We start from the raw sequence: 15,735 nt of genomic DNA on the forward strand, positions 1-15,735 counted from the left end.
CTCGTGAACAACAGGCGGCGCCCTGACAGGAAGGGTTTCATATGAGCGACGTCGCAGAGCGAGTGAAGAAGATCGTTGTCGAGCATCTGGGCGTGGAAGCTGAGAAGGTGACCGAGGACGCCAGCTTCATCGACGATCTCGGCGCCGACAGCCTCGACACCGTCGAGCTGGTGATGGCGTTCGAGGATGAATTCGGCGTGGAAATCCCCGACGATGCCGCCGAAAAGATCCTGACCGTGAAGGACGCGATCGCGTTCATCGCCGCCAACGGGAAATAAGCGGCGTCCGGCCGGCAACGGCAAGTAAGCAGCTTGTTCCGGCGCCGCTGCACGCGGTCGGCAGGGACAGTTTGAATGGATTCGGCCCTGCGGCTCACGCTGCGGGGCCGATTCCGTTCCGGACATTTCCATTTTCCGGCCTCCTCGCTATGGCGACAGGAGGGACTGGCTGGCAAAGACCGGCGAACAGCATGACCGGCAGAAGCCGAAGCGAATGAGGAGAGGCGAATGCGCCGCGTTGTCGTGACCGGACTTGGGCTTGTGACCCCATTGGGCGCAAGCGTGCAGCAGACGTGGGACCGCCTGATCGCCGGGAAATCCGGCGCCGGCCCGATCACGCGCTTTGACGCCACCGATTACAGCTGCCGCATCGCCTGCGAGGTGAAGCCGGAGGATTTCGATCCCAATCTGCGCGTCGATCACAAGATCCAGCGGCAGGTCGATCCGTTCATCATCTATGGCATCGATGCCGCCGGACAGGCGCTGGAAGATGCCGGGCTGACCAGCATGTCCGAGGAAGAGCGCTATCGCGCCGGCACGCTGATCGGATCGGGGATCGGCGGGCTTCCGGGCATTGCCGAGGAAGCCATCGTGCTGCACGAACGTGGCCCGAAGCGGGTGAGCCCGCACTTCGTGCACGGGCGCCTGATCAATCTCGTTTCCGGGCAGGTTTCGATCAAATATGGCCTGATGGGGCCGAACCATGCCGTCGTCACGGCATGCTCGACCGGGGCGCACGCCATCGGCGACGCGGCGCGGCTGATCGCGCTGGATGACGCCGACGTGATGGTGGCGGGCGGCACCGAAGCCACCATCTGCCCGATCGGCATCGCCGGATTTGCGCAGGCCCGCGCCCTTTCCACCGGCTTCAACGACGAGCCGCACCGCGCCAGCCGCCCCTGGGACCAGGCCCGCGACGGCTTCGTGATGGGCGAAGGCGCCGGCATCGTCGTGCTGGAGGAATATGAGCGCGCGAAGAAGCGCGGCGCCAAGATCTATGGCGAAGTCGTGGGCTATGGCCTGACGGGCGACGCCTATCACGTCACCGCGCCGCAGCCGGAAGGGTCGGGCGGCTTCCGGGCGATGCAGAATGCGCTGAAGCGGGCCGGGCTGAACCCTTCGGACATCGATTATGTGAACGCGCACGGCACGTCGACGCCGATGGGCGACGAGATCGAGCTGGGCGCGGTGAAGCGGCTGTTCGGCAACGCCATCGGCAAGATTTCGATGAGCAGCACCAAATCGGCCATCGGCCATTTGCTGGGCGGCGCAGGCGCCGTGGAAAGCATCTTCTGCCTGCTCGCCATGCGCGATCAGGTGGTGCCGCCGACGCTGAATCTGGAAAACCCCTGCGAGGGTGCCGAGGGCGTCGACCTGGTTCCTTGGGTCGCCAGGGAGCGCAAGGTGGAAGCCGTGCTCAACAACAGCTTCGGCTTTGGCGGGACGAACGCAACGCTGGTCATGCGCAAGGCGGCCTGACGCTTGGCAAACGGGGGCAAGACTGCGGGGGGCAAGCAGCTGGCGGGGCAGCCGCGCTGGATTGTCTGGGGGGCGGCGTTGTCGCTGCTGGCGCTGCTGACGATGAGCGTCTGGACGGCGACAATGTGGCGGCGTGCGCCGATGCCCGGCGCGCAGCGCATCGAGGTGACGATTCCGCAGGGCGCGTCCATCGGGCAGGCAGCCGATATCCTGGAAAAGGCCGGCGTCATCGAGAGCTCGGAGGCGTTCGAGCTGCTGGCCCGCACCATCGGCGACAAGCGCGACATCCAGTATGGCACCTACGGCTTCTTCGAGGGCGAGGGGTGGGGCAGCATCCTGGAGCGGATGAAGCGCGGCGACACGCTGATCGTGCGCATCCCCATTCCCGAGGGCATGCCCAGCATCCAGGTGGCGGAGCGGCTGAACGGTGTCGGCCGGCTGGAAGGCCGGGTGGAGGCGCCGGCCGAAGGCACGGTGCTGCCGGCCACCTATGAAGCGAAGATCGGCGAGAAGCGCGCCGACGTGCTGAAGCGCATGCAGGCGGCGATGACCAAGGAGCTGGACGGCCTGTGGGAGCGCCGCAGCGAGAACATCGCCGTGAAATCCAGGGACGAAGCGGTGATCCTGGCCGCCATCGTCGAGAAGGAAACCGGCGACCCGTCCGAACGGCGGCGCATCGCCGGGCTCTATACCAACCGGCTGAAGGCGGGGATGCGGCTGCAGGCCGACCCGACGGTCATCTATCCGGTCACCAAAGGCAAGCCGCTGCGGCGGGGCATCCGCCAGTCGGAACTGCGGGCCGACAATGGCTATAACACCTATGTCCGCGATGGGCTGCCGCAGGGTCCGATTACCAATCCGGGGCGGGAAAGCCTTGCCGCAGTGCTCGACCCCGAGGTGCACGACTATCTCTATATGGTGGCCGACGGCACCGGCGGCCATGCGTTCGCGCGCACCTATGAGGAGCATCAGGAGAATGTTCGCAAGTGGCGCGCCTATCGGCGCGAGAAGGGTATTTAGGCGGGGTTTCCGACCTGCGATCAGGCCTTACTTGACCGACATTGCAGCAGGGGCCTAACCGGAACGCCTTATGACTGGCCCCCGCACCCTTCCCCCAGGAACCTTGTACGACAAGATCTGGGACGACCATGTGGTCGAATCCCGGCCCGATGGCACCTCGCTGATCTTCATCGACCGCCATCTTATCCATGAAGTGACGACGCCGCAGGCGTTTGACGGGCTGCGCGCGGCCGGCCGCCGGCTGCGCCGCCCTGACCTGACGCTGGCGGTGCCGGACCATAATGTGCCGACGACCGACCGCAGCCTGCCGATCCTCGATCCGGAATCCGCCGCCCAGCTGGCGGCGTTGAAGACGAACTGCGCGGAGTTCGGAGTCGAATATTTCGACATCACCTCCCCCGATCAGGGCATCGTCCATGTGATCGGCCCGGAGCAGGGCTTCACGCTTCCGGGCGTCACCATGGTCTGCGGCGACAGCCACACCTCTACCCACGGCGCCTTCGGGGCGCTGGCCTTCGGCATCGGCACGTCGGAGGTGGAGCATGTGTTTGCGACGCAGACGCTGCTGCTGAAGAAGTCGAAGAACCTCGCCATCACCGTGACCGGCAGCCTTGGGCTTTCGATCACCGCGAAGGACGTCGCGCTCGCCATCATCGGCGAGATCGGCACCGCCGGCGGCACGGGGTATGTCGCCGAGTATCGCGGAGAGGTGATCGAGGCGCTGACGATGGAAGGGCGGATGACGCTCTGCAACATGTCGATCGAGGGCGGCGCCCGCGCCGGCCTGATCGCGCCCGACCAGAAGACCTTCGATTATGTCGCCCGCACCCCACGCGCGCCGAAGGGCGCCGAGCTGGAGCAGGCCATCGCCTGGTGGCGGCAGCTGGCAACCGATCCGGGCGCGCGGTTCGACCGGGAAGTGGTGATTGACGGCACGAAGATCGCCCCGCTCGTCACCTGGGGCACGTCGCCCGAGGATGTGGTCGCGGTGACCGGCGTGGTGCCTTCGCCCGACAGTTTCGCCGATGCCTTCAAGCGCGAGGCGGCCGCCAAATCGCTCGCCTATATGGGCCTGACGCCGGGCGAGCGGATCGAGGATGTGACAGTCGAGAACATCTTCATCGGCAGCTGCACCAACAGCCGCATCGAGGATCTGCGCGCCGCCGCCGCGATCGTGAAGGGGCGGCATGTGGCCAGCAACATCCGGCAGGCGCTGGTGGTGCCCGGCTCGGGCCTCGTGAAGCTGCAGGCCGAGCAGGAAGGGCTGGACCGCATCTTTACCGAGGCGGGCTTCCAGTGGCGCGAGCCCGGCTGCTCGATGTGCCTGGGGATGAACCCCGACAAGGTGCCGGCCGGCGAACGCTGTGCCTCCACCTCCAACCGCAATTTCGTGGGCCGGCAGGGGCCGGGCGCCCGCACGCACCTGATGTCGCCAGCGATGGCAGCGGCGGCTGCGATCACCGGTCACCTGACTGACGTGAGGCAATTTGCATGACGTCATCTGATTTCCGCCCTCCGGCGGAGGCAGCGATCCGCCTGCAGGCGCTGGAAAAGGTCTATGCCGGTGGGAAGCGGGCGCTCGATCGCGTGTCGCTCGAGATCCCGCGCGGCTCCATGTTCGGCCTGCTGGGGCCGAACGGCGCCGGGAAATCGACGCTGATCAACATCCTTGCCGGGCTGGTGACGAAGACCTCGGGTACGGCCGAGGTGTGGGGCTTCGACATCGACCAGCACCCGCGCAACGCCAAGGCGTCGCTGGGGGTGGTGCCGCAGGAGCTGCTGTTCGACGCCTTCTTTACCCCGTTCGAGACGCTGGAGCTGCAGGCGGGCCTCTATGGCGTGCCGCAGGCCAGCCGCCGCACGATGGAATTGCTGAAGAAGGTGCGGCTGGACGACAAGGCGCATGTCTATTCGCGGACGCTGTCCGGCGGCATGAAACGGCGTCTGCTGATCGCCAAGGCGCTGGTGCACAACCCGCCGGTCATCATCCTCGACGAGCCGACTGCCGGCGTCGACATCGAGCTCCGGCAGATGCTGTGGGCCTATGTGCGCGAGCTGCATGCGGCGGGAACCACGGTGGTGCTGACGACGCACTATCTGGAGGAAGCCGAGGAGCTGTGCGACCGCATCGCCATCGTCAACCATGGCCGCATCGTTGCCGACACCGACAAGAAGAGCCTGCTGGGGCAGGCGCGGGAAAAGCGCGTGGTGGTGACGCTGGAAAGCGACATTGTCGCCATTCCCGCCATCGAGGGCGTGACGCGAGTGGAGAAGCTGGACGAGCGCCGGCTGGATATCCTCTACGACAAGGGCAGCACGCAGGCGGGCGCCGTGCTTGCGCGGCTGCAGGCGGCCGGGCTTTCGGTGGTCGATGTCAGCACGCGCGAAGCCGACCTTGAGGATGTGTTCCTGGAGCTGACCGGAGCGCCGATCGGAGCCGCGGCCGGAGCTGTGGTTTGAGCGAACTGATCGAGACCGACGTCATTGTCATCGGTTCGGGTGCCGCGGGGCTTACCGCAGCGCTCAACCTGGCCGGCGGCGGGCGGCAGGTGCTGGTGCTGTCGAAGGGGGATATCTCCGCCGGCTCCACCAGCTGGGCGCAGGGCGGGATCGCCGCCGTGTTGGACGAGGGCGACACCTTCGAGAGCCATATCGAGGATACGATGGTGGCGGGCGCAGGGCTGAACGACCGGCGCACGGTGGAATATGTGGTGGAGCACGCCGCCCCGGCCATCGAGCGGCTGGCGAAGCTGGGCGTGCCGTTCAATCCGGGTGAAACCGTCTCCGAACGCTGGCACCTGACGCGCGAGGGCGGGCATAGTGCCCGGCGGATCGTGCATGTGGACGATGCCACCGGCTGGGCCGTACAAAAGGCGCTGGAGCGCGCGGCGCTGGCAACGCCGGGCATCCGCTTCCTGGCCGATCAGGTGGCGATCGACATCATCACCGAGCGGCATGCGCAGGATCGGGGCTTCTCCCCGCGGCGGGCGATGGGCCTGTATGCGCTGGACCGGACCAGCGGGCGGGTGCGGCGGCTGCTGGCGCGGGCGGTGGTACTGGCGACGGGCGGCGCTTCGCGGGTGTATCGCTTTTCCACCAATCCCGATGGTTCGACGGGCGACGGCATGGCCATGGCGTGGCGCGCCGGCTGCCGGGTTTCCAACATGGAATTCAACCAGTTCCATCCCACCTGCCTGTATCATCCGCAGGTGAAGAACTTCCTGATTACCGAGGCGATGCGGGGCGAGGGCGGCATTTTGCGGCTGCCGGATGGCACGGCGTTCATGGCGAACTATGACAGCCGGCTGGAACTCGCGCCGCGCGACGTGGTCGCCCGCGCGATCGACGCCGAGATGAAGCGGCTGGGCATTCCGCACGTCTTGCTGGACATGACGCACAAGCCCGACGGCTTTGTGGAGGAGCATTTCCCCACAATCGTGAAGCGGCTGCGCGAGCTGGGCATCGATCCCGTCACCCAGCCGATCCCGGTAGTGCCCGCCGCGCACTATAGCTGCGGCGGGGTGCTGGTGGATCTGCAGGGCCGCACCGATCTGCCCGGCCTCTATGCCGTGGGCGAGGTCACGCAATCCGGCCTGCACGGGGCCAATCGCCTCGCCTCCAACAGCCTGCTGGAATGCCTGGTGTTCGGGGCGTCCGCCGCCGACGAGATCCTGGCCCGGTTCGACGACACCGCGCCGCCGATCGACATCCGCCCATGGGACGAAAGCCGCGTGACATCCTCCGACGAGGAAGTGGTGGTGACGCACAACTGGGACGAACTCCGCCGCTTCATGTGGGACTATGTCGGCATCGTCCGCACCGACCGGCGGCTGGAGCGGGCAGCGCACCGCGTGGCGCTGTTGCGGTCGGAAATCCACGATTATTACGGCAATTTCCGCGTCACGCCCGATCTGCTGGAGCTGCGCAACCTGGTGGAGGTGGCCGACCTGATCGTCCGCTCGGCACAGGCGCGCAAGGAATCGCGCGGGCTGCACTATACCACCGATTATCCGGGCCTTGCGGAACCGCCGCGCGACACCATCCTCTATCCAAGCCTCGCGGGTTAGGACGTGAATCTAGTTCGCCGGAATCGGATTGACCCGTTCACCATGTTATAATATCACATCGCCAACAGCACAGCGGGCGAGCCAGGTGAGCAGCAAGGATTTCAAGCAGGACGTGGAGGGCGAACCCCTTCTGGATGGTGCGGCTGCCGCGCTTTCCAGCCTGTGCCTGCTGCACTGCCTGCTGTTGCCGCTTGGCCTGGTGCTGGCGCCTGCCGTGAACGGGGTGGCGGATGGGCTGATGCACGGCCCGGTCTGGGTGCACTGGCTGCTGCTTGCGGCTGCCGCGCCGGTTTCGGTTTATGCCTTGCGCCGCGGATATTTCGCGCATGGCGATGCGATGCCCTGGAAGATCGCGCTGGGCGGCTTCCTGCTGATGGCGCTGGGGGCGCTCGCACACGACTATTCGCTGCTGGAACCCGCGCTGACAGTGGGCGGCGGGCTGGTGGTCGCCTTTGCGCATTGGCGCAACTGGAGCGCGCGCAAGGCCTGATCAGCCGCCGGCAGCGTGCGGCGAATGGACCGGCACTGCCGTCCTCAGCTTCAAGCCGACGGACGGGCTGATGGTCTATGCAAGCTGGGCACGCGGCTACAAGTCGGGCGGGTTCAACCTCGACAGCTCCGCCGTCGACATTGCCTGCAGCCCGACCGTCGGCTCGCCCCCGCAACAGGCGGCCTGTCCGGTTTTTCGCCGGTCAGGCCGCAAACGTGGCAGCCTATTCGCAGTTGCGGCAAAGCTTCACTTGACCCGAGGGCAGCTTGGAGCGAATGGGCTGCCGCATGGACATCACCAAGATCCCCACCGGGGAAAACGCGCCCAAGGACCTCTACGCCATCATCGAAATTCCGATGGGCGGCGTGCCGGTCAAATATGAACTGGACAAGGCCTCGGGGGCGATGTTCGTCGACCGCTTCCTGCACACGGCGATGTACTATCCCGGCAATTACGGCTTCGTGCCGCACACCCTGTCGGAAGATGGCGACCCGATCGACGTGATCGTCGTCGGCCCGCACGCCGTCGTGCCTGGCGCGGTGATCCGCGTCCGCCCGGTCGGCGCGCTGCTGATGGAAGACGAAGCCGGCGGCGACGAGAAGATCATTGCCGTGCCGGTGGACAAGCTCCACCCCTTCTATTCGAACGTGAAGACCTACACCGACCTGCCGCCGGTGCTGATCGAGCAGATCGGCCACTTCTTCCAGCACTACAAGGATCTGGAAAAGGGCAAGTGGGCGAAGCTTTCGCGGCTGGTGGATGTCGATGGCGCCGAAGCGATGGTGAACGCCGCGATCAACCGCTACAAGACGAAGCTGGCCGCAGCGGCCTGAGCTTCCAATGCGCCGGCCCCTCCCCTATCGCTGAAGCGACAGGGGAGGCCGGAATGCACGTGGAATAATGCTGGTAGAAACTGCCGACGCGGTGCCGCCGGGCCGCAGGCGGCGGCTGCCAAGCGCAACCGCCAGCTTCCCGATTCGCCGCTGGCCAAGCGCGCCGCCAATCGCGTGCTCGATCTGCTGGCGGCCAATGCGCGCTTTCGCGGCACAGCGCTGCCGCTGCGAATCCTGCCGCCGCTCTTCAACCGCTATGAAGTGGGCGACGGCTTTGGCACCCACATCGACAACAACATCCGCACCGTGCCCGGCACTGGCGAACGGCTGCGCACCGATCTGTCGGCCACGCTCTTCCTGTCGGACCCGGACAGCTACGACGGCGGCGAGCTGGTGATCGAGGACAGCTATGGCCGGCAATCGGTGAAGCTGCCCGCCGGGCACATGATCCTCTATCCGGCGAAAAGCCTGCACCATGTCGCCCCGGTTACGCGGGGCAGCCGCATCGCCGGCTTCTTCTGGATTCAGAGCATGATCCGCGACGACGGCGAACGCGGCATCCTGTTCGATCTCGACCAGTCCATCCAGTCGCTGGCGGCAGCGCAGGGCATCCAGCATCCGGAAGTGCTGCGGCTGACGGGCGTCTATCACAACCTGATCCGACGCTTCGCGGACTGCTGAGGCCCCTGCCGACTCTTCACCTGTCATCCGAATCAGCACTGGCGCAACCCGCCCGGCTTCGCCTATGCCGCTCGCCATGCAAGCGATCGACACCATCTCCGGACGGGCCGTTCCGTTCGGCGCCGCCAACGTCGACACCGACGTCATCATCCCCGCGCGCTTTCTGAAGTCGGTAACCCGCGACGGATTGGGCAAGGGCGCCTTCGCCGCCATCCGCGAGAATCCGGACAATCTGTTCGATGCGCCGGAGAACAGGGGCGCGCCGATCCTGATCGCCGGCGACAATTTCGGCTGCGGCTCCAGCCGCGAGCATGCGCCGTGGGCGTTGATGGACCTCGGCTTCCGATCGGTGATCGCGCCGAGCTTTGCCGACATCTTCTCGGGCAACAGCTTCAAGAACGGGCTGCTGCTGGTGCAATTGCCGCAGGCACAGGTAGACCGGCTGATGGAAGTGGCCGAACAGGGCCAGCCCATCACCATCGATCTGGAGAATCAGGTGGTGACGACGCCGTTTCAGGACCGCTTCGAATTTCCGATCGATGCTTTTCGCAAGCATTGCCTGCTGAACGGGCTGGATGAAATCTCGCTGACGCTGGAAATGGGGAAGGCGATCACTTCGCACGAGGCGCGCCTCGCCAAGGAACAGCCCTGGATCGCCGGAGCGGCACACAGATGACGAAACTCCTCCTCCTCCCCGGCGACGGCATCGGCCCCGAAGTCTCCGCCGTCAGCCGCCGTATCCTGGATGTGCTGGCGATTCCCGGCCTGGAAGTCACCGAAGCGCTTTTTGGCGGCGCTTCGATCGACAGACATGGCGTGCCGCTGGCGGACGACGTGCTGGCGCAGGCGCTCGCCTCCGACGCCGTGTTGATGGGCGCCGTCGGCGGCCCGCAATGGGCGGCTGTCGCCTATGACAAGCGCCCCGAAGCCGGGCTGCTGAAGCTGCGCGCGGCGATGAACGTTTATGCCAATCTGCGCCCGGCACGCTGCTTTGCGGCGCTGGCGGATGCCTCCAGTTTAAAGCGCGAACTGGTGGAGGGGCTGGATATCCTGTTCGTCCGCGAGCTCGTCGGCGGCGTCTATTTTGGCGAGCCGCGCGGCATCGAAAGGCTGCCCAACGGCGAACGGCGCGGCTTCAACACGCAGAGCTATACCACGCACGAAATCCGTCGGGTCGCCACCACAGCCTTCGAACTGGCGAGAGGGCGGGGCCGCAAGGTCTGCTCGGTGGAGAAAGCCAATGTGATGGAATCCGGCGTGCTGTGGCGCGAGGAAGTGCAGAAGCTCCGCGACGAGAGCTATCCGGACATTGAGCTGAGCCACATGTATGCCGACAATTGCGCAATGCAGCTGGTGAAGGCGCCGCTGCAGTTCGACATCATCCTGACCGACAATCTGTTTGGCGATCTGCTTTCCGATCTGGCCGCCATGTCCACCGGGTCGCTCGGCATGCTGCCGTCGGCCGCCATCGGCGTGGCGGGGACGCCCGGCCTCTACGAGCCGATCCACGGCTCTGCGCCGGACATTGCCGGCAAAGGCTTTGCCAACCCATGCGCCTCCATCCTGTCGCTGGCGATGGCGCTGCGCCATTCGCTGGGCGCGCCGCAGGCTGCCGACCGGGTGGAAGCCGCTGTCGAGGCGGCGCTCGACGCCGGAGCCCGCACGCGCGATCTGGGCGGCATGCTGGGCACCGCCGAAATGGGCGAGGCCATCCTCGCAAAGCTCGCCGGTTGAGCGACGCGCCTCCCGCCAGGCGTAACCGCTACAGCCCGCGGGCGCTGCTGACGGCCTTTGTCACCGGCCTCGCCTTCCTCGCCCCGATCCTGCTGACGGCGATCGTGCTTAGCTGGGTGTTCGTGCAGCTGGTTGCCTTTGTGGGGCCGGATTCGGTGGTCGGCCAGATCCTGACGGCCGGCGGACGGCTGGTGGTGGATGATGGCGGCAATCCGTTGATCTCGTTCGCGCTGGGCGTTGCGCTGCTCTTCACCTTCATCACTGCGCTCGGCTTCCTCGTCCGCGACAAGTTCCGTGAAGTGCTGGAGGATTGGGTGGACGGCTGGATCGGCCGCATTCCGTTGCTGGGCAACGTCTATCGACCGGTGGCGCAACTGGTGCGCAGCGTATCCGGCCACAAGCAGGCGGAAATGTCGGCGATGGCGGTTTGCCGGGTGGAATTCGGCGGTGGCATCGAAACGATCGCCTTTCTTGCCTCGCCCGAAACGCTGGATGTGGGCGGCGGGCCGGCGCGGCTGGTGATGATTCCGACGGCGCCGGTGCCGGTGGGCGGCGCCCTGCTGCTGGTGGCGGCAGAAAAGGTGCATGTCCTCCACGACATGAAGTTCGACGATGTCGCCAAACTGTATCTGACGATGGGGATGACCCCGCCCCCCGGACTTCGCCGCCTGCCGCACTGAACTCCAAACGCCGCCCACCCGGGCGAAGCCCGCAAGGCCGACCGGCCGCCCGCGCTTATGCGCGGAACCGGCGCGAAGCGCCAAACCAAGACCGCGCGAAGCGCCGCAACCAAGAATGCTTGCGCTCCAGCGCAAGCATCGCTATGGCCGCCCATCCCGAGTGGGCGCGTAGCTCAGTGGTAGAGCACTGTGTTGACATCGCAGTGGTCGCAAGTTCAATCCTTGCCGCGCCCACCATTTTCCCTTCGCCGCTGATTTTTCCGCTTCACTGCGGGTGGAAAGATATTATTGTTCCGATAGATGCCCGGCGGCCGAGGGGTGGCCATGGCTGGACTTCGGGGAGATTCGGGGATGGATGTCCAGACGCTTTTGCCACTCGCGGTCCAGGCCAGCCTTGTCCTCGTTGTGGTGGTGGTCGGCCTGCAGGCGCGGTTCGAGGATCTCTTCTATGTGCTGAAGCGGCCGACGCTGCTGGTGCGTGGCCTGCTTTCGGTGAATGTGATCTTCCCCATCGTCGCCATCCTGGTGCTGCTGATGCTGCCCATCCACCCAATCGTGAAGCTGGGGCTGGCGCTGATGTCGATCTCGCCGATGGCGCCGTTCCTGCCCGGCAAGCTGCTGAAGGCGGGGGTGGATCATGCCTATGTCGTCGGCCTTTATGCCGCCCTCATGCTGTTTGCCGTGTTCGTGGTGCCGCTTACCGCCAGCATTCTTTCCGCCCTCTTCCCCGGCGATATTTCGCTGCCGGTGATGCCGATCGCCACGCTGGTTTTCCAGTCGGTGCTGCTGCCGCTGGTTGCCGGCCTTGCCATCGCCAGCCTGTGGCCGGCGTTTGCGGCGCGCGCTGCCCCCATCGTCAATGGCATTGCCTATGCGATCCTGGGCGTGGTCGTGCTGTTGGTGCTGTGGAAGCAGGGGATGCACATCCTGGGCCTGCTGGGCGACGGCACGCTGGCGGCAATCGCGGCCATGATCGCCATCGGGCTGGCCGCCGGTCACTTTCTGGGCGGGCCCAAGCCGACCTATCGCATCGCGCTGGCGCAGGCGACGGTCACCCGCCATCCCGGCATCGCTATGCTGATCGCCAAGATGCATTTCGACGAGCCGCGCATCATGCTCGCGGTGCTTCTCTACCTGCTGTCCAGCGTGATCTTCACCGGCCTCTACATGAAATGGATTCACAGCCGGCGTCCCGCGGCCTGACCGCTCCTTCACATCCGGGAGACAAAGCTTGCGCCAGATTTCTACCCCGTTCCGCTTGGCCCTGGCCCTTGTCCTCGCTTCCGGCGCCTCCCCCGGCCTCGCCACCGAAGGCGGCTCCAGCTTCTACCTGCTCGGCTCCGGCGGTCCCGGCGCCGCCGTGCTTCCGCCGCTGCAGGGCACTTTCTTCGACAGCACATTCTATCTCTATGGCGGCGACGCCAAGGCCGAACGCGAGTTCACCGTCGGCGGCAATGTCGTCGCCGGGCTGGAAGCGCTGATCCCGGCCGAGTTCCTGACCATGTTGTTCGTGCCGACCACCAACTTCCTCGGCGGAACGCTGGCCGTGGGGGCAACCCTGCCGATCGGCTTCCCGACTGTCCGTGCCGATGCCATTCTCACCGGCCCGCTGGGCAACCAGCGCAGCCTTGCGCGAAGCGATTCCGCGCTGGTGCTGGGCGATCCGGTGCTGAACGCCAATGTGGGCTGGAAGGCGGGCGCCAATTCGCACATCGCGGCGATGACGCAGGTCAGCGTGCCCATCGGCCAGTATCGCAAGGATCAGCTCGCCAATCTCGCCTTCCACCGCTGGATCGTCGACACCTCGCTTGCCTACAGCTGGAACGATCCGAAGGCCGGGTGGGATATCTCGGCCAAGGCCGGCGTTACCTTCAACGGCACCAATAGCTACACCGACTATAACAGCGGCAACGAGTTCCACATCGAAGGCGCCATCGAGAAGAGCTTTTCCAAGGCGATATCCGCCGGCATCCAGGCCTACCATTTCGAGCAGATCTCGGGCGACAGCGGCGACGGCGCCGTGCTGGGCGACTTCAAGGGGCGGGTATCCGCCGTGGGCGTCACCGCTGCCAACAATTTCGTCATCGGCCATATGCCGGCCACCGTCCGCGCCCGGCTCTTCCGCGAGTTCGGCGCGAAGAACCGGATGGAGGGCACCTCCTTCTTCCTGTCGCTGTCTGTGCCGCTCCGCATCCGGATGCCGTCAGCTCCGCCGCCTGCTCCATAGCGCATCCACCGCTTTCATTCCGGCGACGATCGTTCCACGCTGATGCACATGGACAGCAGTGAGCAGATCGATTCCCCGGCCCCTCTGTCCATTCCGGTGTTTCGCGCGGTGTGGCTGGCCAGCATGGCGTCCAACTTCGGCGGTGTGATCCAGTCTGTGGGGGCGGCGTGGATGATGACCTCGCTCACCAGCTCGCCGGAAACGGTGGCGCTGGTGCAGGCCTCCACCGCGATGCCGATCATGCTCTTTTCGCTGCTGGCCGGGGCCGTTGCCGATAATCGCGACCGGCGGCGGGTGATGATGGCCTCGCAGGCGGCGATGCTGGCGGTTTCGGCGGGGCTGGCCGCGGCAGCGCTGGCCGGCATCCTCACGCCCGCACTGCTGCTTACCTTCACCTTCCTGCTCGGCTGCGGACTGGCGTTCAATGGCCCTGCCTGGCAGGCGTCTGTGGGCGAAATGGTGCCGCGCGGATCGCTGCCGGGGGCGGTGGCGCTGAATGCCATGGGCTTCAACATCGCCCGCAGCCTTGGCCCGGCGCTGGGCGGCGCCATCGTTGCGGCACTGGGGGCCGCTGCCGCCTTCATCCTCAACGCGGTCAGCTATGTGCCGCTGATCTGGGTGCTGTCTTGCTGGCGTCCGAAACTTCCCGAGCGCCTGCTCCCGCCCGAACCGTTGCTGGACGCCATGGCCGCCGGGGTCCGCTATGTGGCGCTGTCGCCGGGCATCCGCATCGTGCTGGCGCGCGCGCTGCTGTTCGGCTTTTCCGCCGCGGCCGTGCCGGCGCTGATGCCGCTGGTGGCACGGCATATCGTTGCCGGCGGGCCGCTCACCTATGGCCTGCTGCTTGGAGCTTTTGGTGTTGGAGCGGTGGTTTCAGCGATCCTGATCCGTCGCATCCGCAGCCGCCTGCCCACCGAACAGATCGTGCGCATAGCCTCCGCGCTGCTGGCGACGGGGGCCGCGATCACCGCCATCAGCCGGATGATGCCGGTCACCATGGCGGCGTTGACGCTGTGCGGCGCCGGCTGGGTGCTGGCGCTCGCCACCTTCAATGTCACCGTGCAGATGTCGGCGCCGCGCTGGGTGGTCGCCCGCGCATTGGCGCTTTACCAGATGTTCGCCTTCGGCGGCATGGCTGTCGGCGCCTGGGTCTTTGGCCGGCTGGCCGAGGGGAAGTCCGTCGAAACTGCCCTGCTCTGGGCGGCAGGCGCGCAGGTGCTGACCCTGGCGATGGGCCTGTGGCGGCCGCTTCCCACTATCGAGAATCTGAACCTCGATCCGCTGGCGCGCTGGAAGGCGCCCGACACTGCCGTCGACGTGCAGCCGCGCAGCGGCCCCATCGTCATCTCCGTCGAATACCGCATCCACGAGGAAGACTTTCCCGCCTTCCTCGATGCCATGGCCGAACGTCGGCGCATCCGTCGTCGCGACGGCGCCCGCAGATGGACCCTGCTGCGGGACCTGCACGAGGCCGATTTGTGGATCGAGCGGTTCGAGCTGCCCACTTGGCTGGACTATGTCCGCCATAATGAACGGCGCACGCAGGCAGATGTCGAGAATTACGAACGTCTCCGCGCCCTGCATCGCGGCTCCTATCCGCTGGTGGTGCACCGCATGATCGAGCGGGAGACAAGTTCTCTTCCCGATGCCGCGCAACCGCCGCGCGAGATCGGCGCGCAGCTCAACGATCCGATGCTGCCCGGGCAGTAAGCCGCCGCCGCTCGCGAAAGGCCTCGACCTGGCCGGCGCGTTCGGCTTGCAAAGAGCCATCTACATGGGCCTCCACATCCAGACCCACCGGCTCGCCGCATTCGGAACAGCAAAGGACTGGCGTGAAGTCCGCGCCGCAAGCGGTGTGGCGATGGCGGATTGCCGGCTCCGGGCCCACCCGCCAGCGGTTGCCCCAGGCCGCCATCGTCAGGATCACCGGCTGCAGCGCGCGGCCCTGCTCGGTCAGCCTGTACAGCGGTCGCGTCGTCCCTTCGCGGCGCAGGATGCCCTCGGCCACCAGCCGCTTCAGCCTGAGCGACAGCAGATGTGGCGAAAGCCCGATGGCCGCCTCGAACTCGTCGAAACGGCGCGCGCCCAGGAACAACTCGCGCAGGATCAGCAGCGTCCAGCGGTCTCCCAGCAGGCTCGCCGCCTGTCCCACGGGGCAATGGGTATCCCCCAGCTGCTGCCACTTCATCTTGACTCTCTCGCCTCGCGGGACAATGCTTCAAATATTGAAGCAAAATAGCGAGGCA

At 66.2% G+C, this 15,735-nt stretch carries 15 protein-coding genes, 1 tRNA gene and 1 pseudogene; 16 read left to right on the forward strand and 1 reads right to left on the reverse strand.

The window, feature by feature from the left end:
• Positions 1-41: 41 nt before the first annotated feature.
• The 16 genes and pseudogenes from IM784_RS14170 to IM784_RS14245 all read left to right on the forward strand — a co-directional run bounded on the left by IM784_RS14170 (position 42) and on the right by IM784_RS14245 (position 15,199).
• Positions 42-278 (forward strand): acyl carrier protein, encoded by a 237-nt coding sequence (locus IM784_RS14170; protein WP_199556001.1) that lies wholly within the window; start codon positions 42-44, stop codon positions 276-278.
• A 228-nt stretch (positions 279-506) separates the two neighbouring features.
• Positions 507-1,757, forward strand: a complete 1,251-nt coding sequence (gene fabF / locus IM784_RS14175) for a beta-ketoacyl-ACP synthase II (RefSeq protein ID WP_199556002.1) — start codon at positions 507-509, stop codon at positions 1,755-1,757.
• Between the two features lie 3 nt (positions 1,758-1,760).
• The gene (mltG, locus tag IM784_RS14180; protein WP_235977394.1) at positions 1,761-2,777 is read left to right on the forward strand and encodes an endolytic transglycosylase MltG; all 1,017 of its coding nucleotides are present in this window, start codon (positions 1,761-1,763) and stop codon (positions 2,775-2,777) included.
• A 70-nt stretch (positions 2,778-2,847) separates the two neighbouring features.
• Positions 2,848-4,272, forward strand: a complete 1,425-nt coding sequence (gene leuC / locus IM784_RS14185; protein WP_199556003.1) for a 3-isopropylmalate dehydratase large subunit — start codon at positions 2,848-2,850, stop codon at positions 4,270-4,272.
• Positions 4,269-5,237, forward strand: a complete 969-nt coding sequence (locus IM784_RS14190; RefSeq protein ID WP_199556004.1) for an ABC transporter ATP-binding protein — start codon at positions 4,269-4,271, stop codon at positions 5,235-5,237. The genes leuC and IM784_RS14190 overlap by 4 nt, the downstream gene beginning before the upstream one ends.
• Positions 5,234-6,844 carry an L-aspartate oxidase gene (nadB, locus tag IM784_RS14195; protein ID WP_235977395.1) on the forward strand — a complete coding sequence of 537 codons (1,611 nt, stop codon included), beginning with the start codon at positions 5,234-5,236 and terminating at the stop codon, positions 6,842-6,844. The genes IM784_RS14190 and nadB overlap by 4 nt, the downstream gene beginning before the upstream one ends.
• Before the next feature lie 85 nt (positions 6,845-6,929).
• Entirely contained in the window at positions 6,930-7,334 is a 405-nt protein-coding gene (locus IM784_RS14200) for a MerC domain-containing protein (RefSeq protein WP_199556005.1), read from the forward strand.
• 287 nt (positions 7,335-7,621) lie between these two features.
• The gene (gene ppa, locus IM784_RS14205; RefSeq protein WP_199556006.1) at positions 7,622-8,167 is read left to right on the forward strand and encodes an inorganic diphosphatase; all 546 of its coding nucleotides are present in this window, start codon (positions 7,622-7,624) and stop codon (positions 8,165-8,167) included.
• 96 nt (positions 8,168-8,263) lie between these two features.
• A pseudogene (locus tag IM784_RS14210) lies at positions 8,264-8,848 on the forward strand (Fe2+-dependent dioxygenase); the annotation flags it as partial.
• 76 nt (positions 8,849-8,924) lie between these two features.
• Positions 8,925-9,524, forward strand: coding sequence for a 3-isopropylmalate dehydratase small subunit (leuD, locus tag IM784_RS14215; protein WP_199556007.1), 600 nt, complete (start codon positions 8,925-8,927; stop codon positions 9,522-9,524).
• Positions 9,521-10,582: a 3-isopropylmalate dehydrogenase gene (gene leuB / locus IM784_RS14220; RefSeq protein ID WP_199556008.1), complete on the forward strand. Its 1,062-nt coding sequence runs from the start codon at positions 9,521-9,523 to the stop codon at positions 10,580-10,582. The genes leuD and leuB overlap by 4 nt, the downstream gene beginning before the upstream one ends.
• Positions 10,579-11,262 carry a DUF502 domain-containing protein gene (locus tag IM784_RS14225; protein WP_199556009.1) on the forward strand — a complete coding sequence of 228 codons (684 nt, stop codon included), beginning with the start codon at positions 10,579-10,581 and terminating at the stop codon, positions 11,260-11,262. Before leuB ends, IM784_RS14225 begins: the two co-directional genes overlap by 4 nt.
• 162 nt (positions 11,263-11,424) lie before the next feature.
• Positions 11,425-11,499: transfer RNA gene (locus IM784_RS14230), tRNA-Val, on the forward strand.
• An 87-nt stretch (positions 11,500-11,586) separates the two neighbouring features.
• Entirely contained in the window at positions 11,587-12,465 is an 879-nt protein-coding gene (locus IM784_RS14235; RefSeq protein WP_199556010.1) for a bile acid:sodium symporter family protein, read from the forward strand.
• A gap of 55 nt (positions 12,466-12,520) precedes the next feature.
• Entirely contained in the window at positions 12,521-13,489 is a 969-nt protein-coding gene (locus tag IM784_RS14240; RefSeq protein WP_235977396.1) for a SphA family protein, read from the forward strand.
• 48 nt (positions 13,490-13,537) lie between these two features.
• On the forward strand, positions 13,538-15,199 hold the full coding sequence (locus tag IM784_RS14245; RefSeq protein ID WP_199556012.1) for an MFS transporter: 1,662 nt from the start codon (positions 13,538-13,540) through the stop codon (positions 15,197-15,199).
• Here IM784_RS14245 and IM784_RS14250 read toward each other — a convergent pair.
• Positions 15,171-15,677, reverse strand: coding sequence for a winged helix-turn-helix transcriptional regulator (locus IM784_RS14250; protein ID WP_199556013.1), 507 nt, complete (start codon positions 15,675-15,677; stop codon positions 15,171-15,173). The two genes, IM784_RS14245 and IM784_RS14250, sit on opposite strands and share 29 nt — an antisense overlap.
• Between the last annotated feature and the right edge of the window lie 58 nt (positions 15,678-15,735).

The organism is Sandaracinobacteroides hominis (genome assembly GCF_016464365.1).
In the GTDB taxonomy this organism is placed as follows: domain Bacteria; phylum Pseudomonadota; class Alphaproteobacteria; order Sphingomonadales; family Sphingomonadaceae; genus Sandaracinobacteroides; species Sandaracinobacteroides hominis.

Coding starts and splice junctions, on each gene's coding strand:
- leuB (WP_199556008.1), top strand. CDS start 9,521: ATGACGAAACTCCTCCTCCTCCCCGGCGACGGCATCGGCCCCGAAGTC.
- leuD (WP_199556007.1), top strand. CDS start 8,925: ATGCAAGCGATCGACACCATCTCCGGACGGGCCGTTCCGTTCGGCGCC.
- IM784_RS14190 (WP_199556004.1), top strand. CDS start 4,269: ATGACGTCATCTGATTTCCGCCCTCCGGCGGAGGCAGCGATCCGCCTG.
- fabF (WP_199556002.1), top strand. CDS start 507: ATGCGCCGCGTTGTCGTGACCGGACTTGGGCTTGTGACCCCATTGGGC.
- IM784_RS14235 (WP_199556010.1), top strand. CDS start 11,587: ATGGCTGGACTTCGGGGAGATTCGGGGATGGATGTCCAGACGCTTTTG.
- IM784_RS14245 (WP_199556012.1), top strand. CDS start 13,538: ATGGACAGCAGTGAGCAGATCGATTCCCCGGCCCCTCTGTCCATTCCG.
- ppa (WP_199556006.1), top strand. CDS start 7,622: ATGGACATCACCAAGATCCCCACCGGGGAAAACGCGCCCAAGGACCTC.
- IM784_RS14250 (WP_199556013.1), bottom strand. CDS start 15,677: ATGAAGTGGCAGCAGCTGGGGGATACCCATTGCCCCGTGGGACAGGCG.
- IM784_RS14170 (WP_199556001.1), top strand. CDS start 42: ATGAGCGACGTCGCAGAGCGAGTGAAGAAGATCGTTGTCGAGCATCTG.
- leuC (WP_199556003.1), top strand. CDS start 2,848: ATGACTGGCCCCCGCACCCTTCCCCCAGGAACCTTGTACGACAAGATC.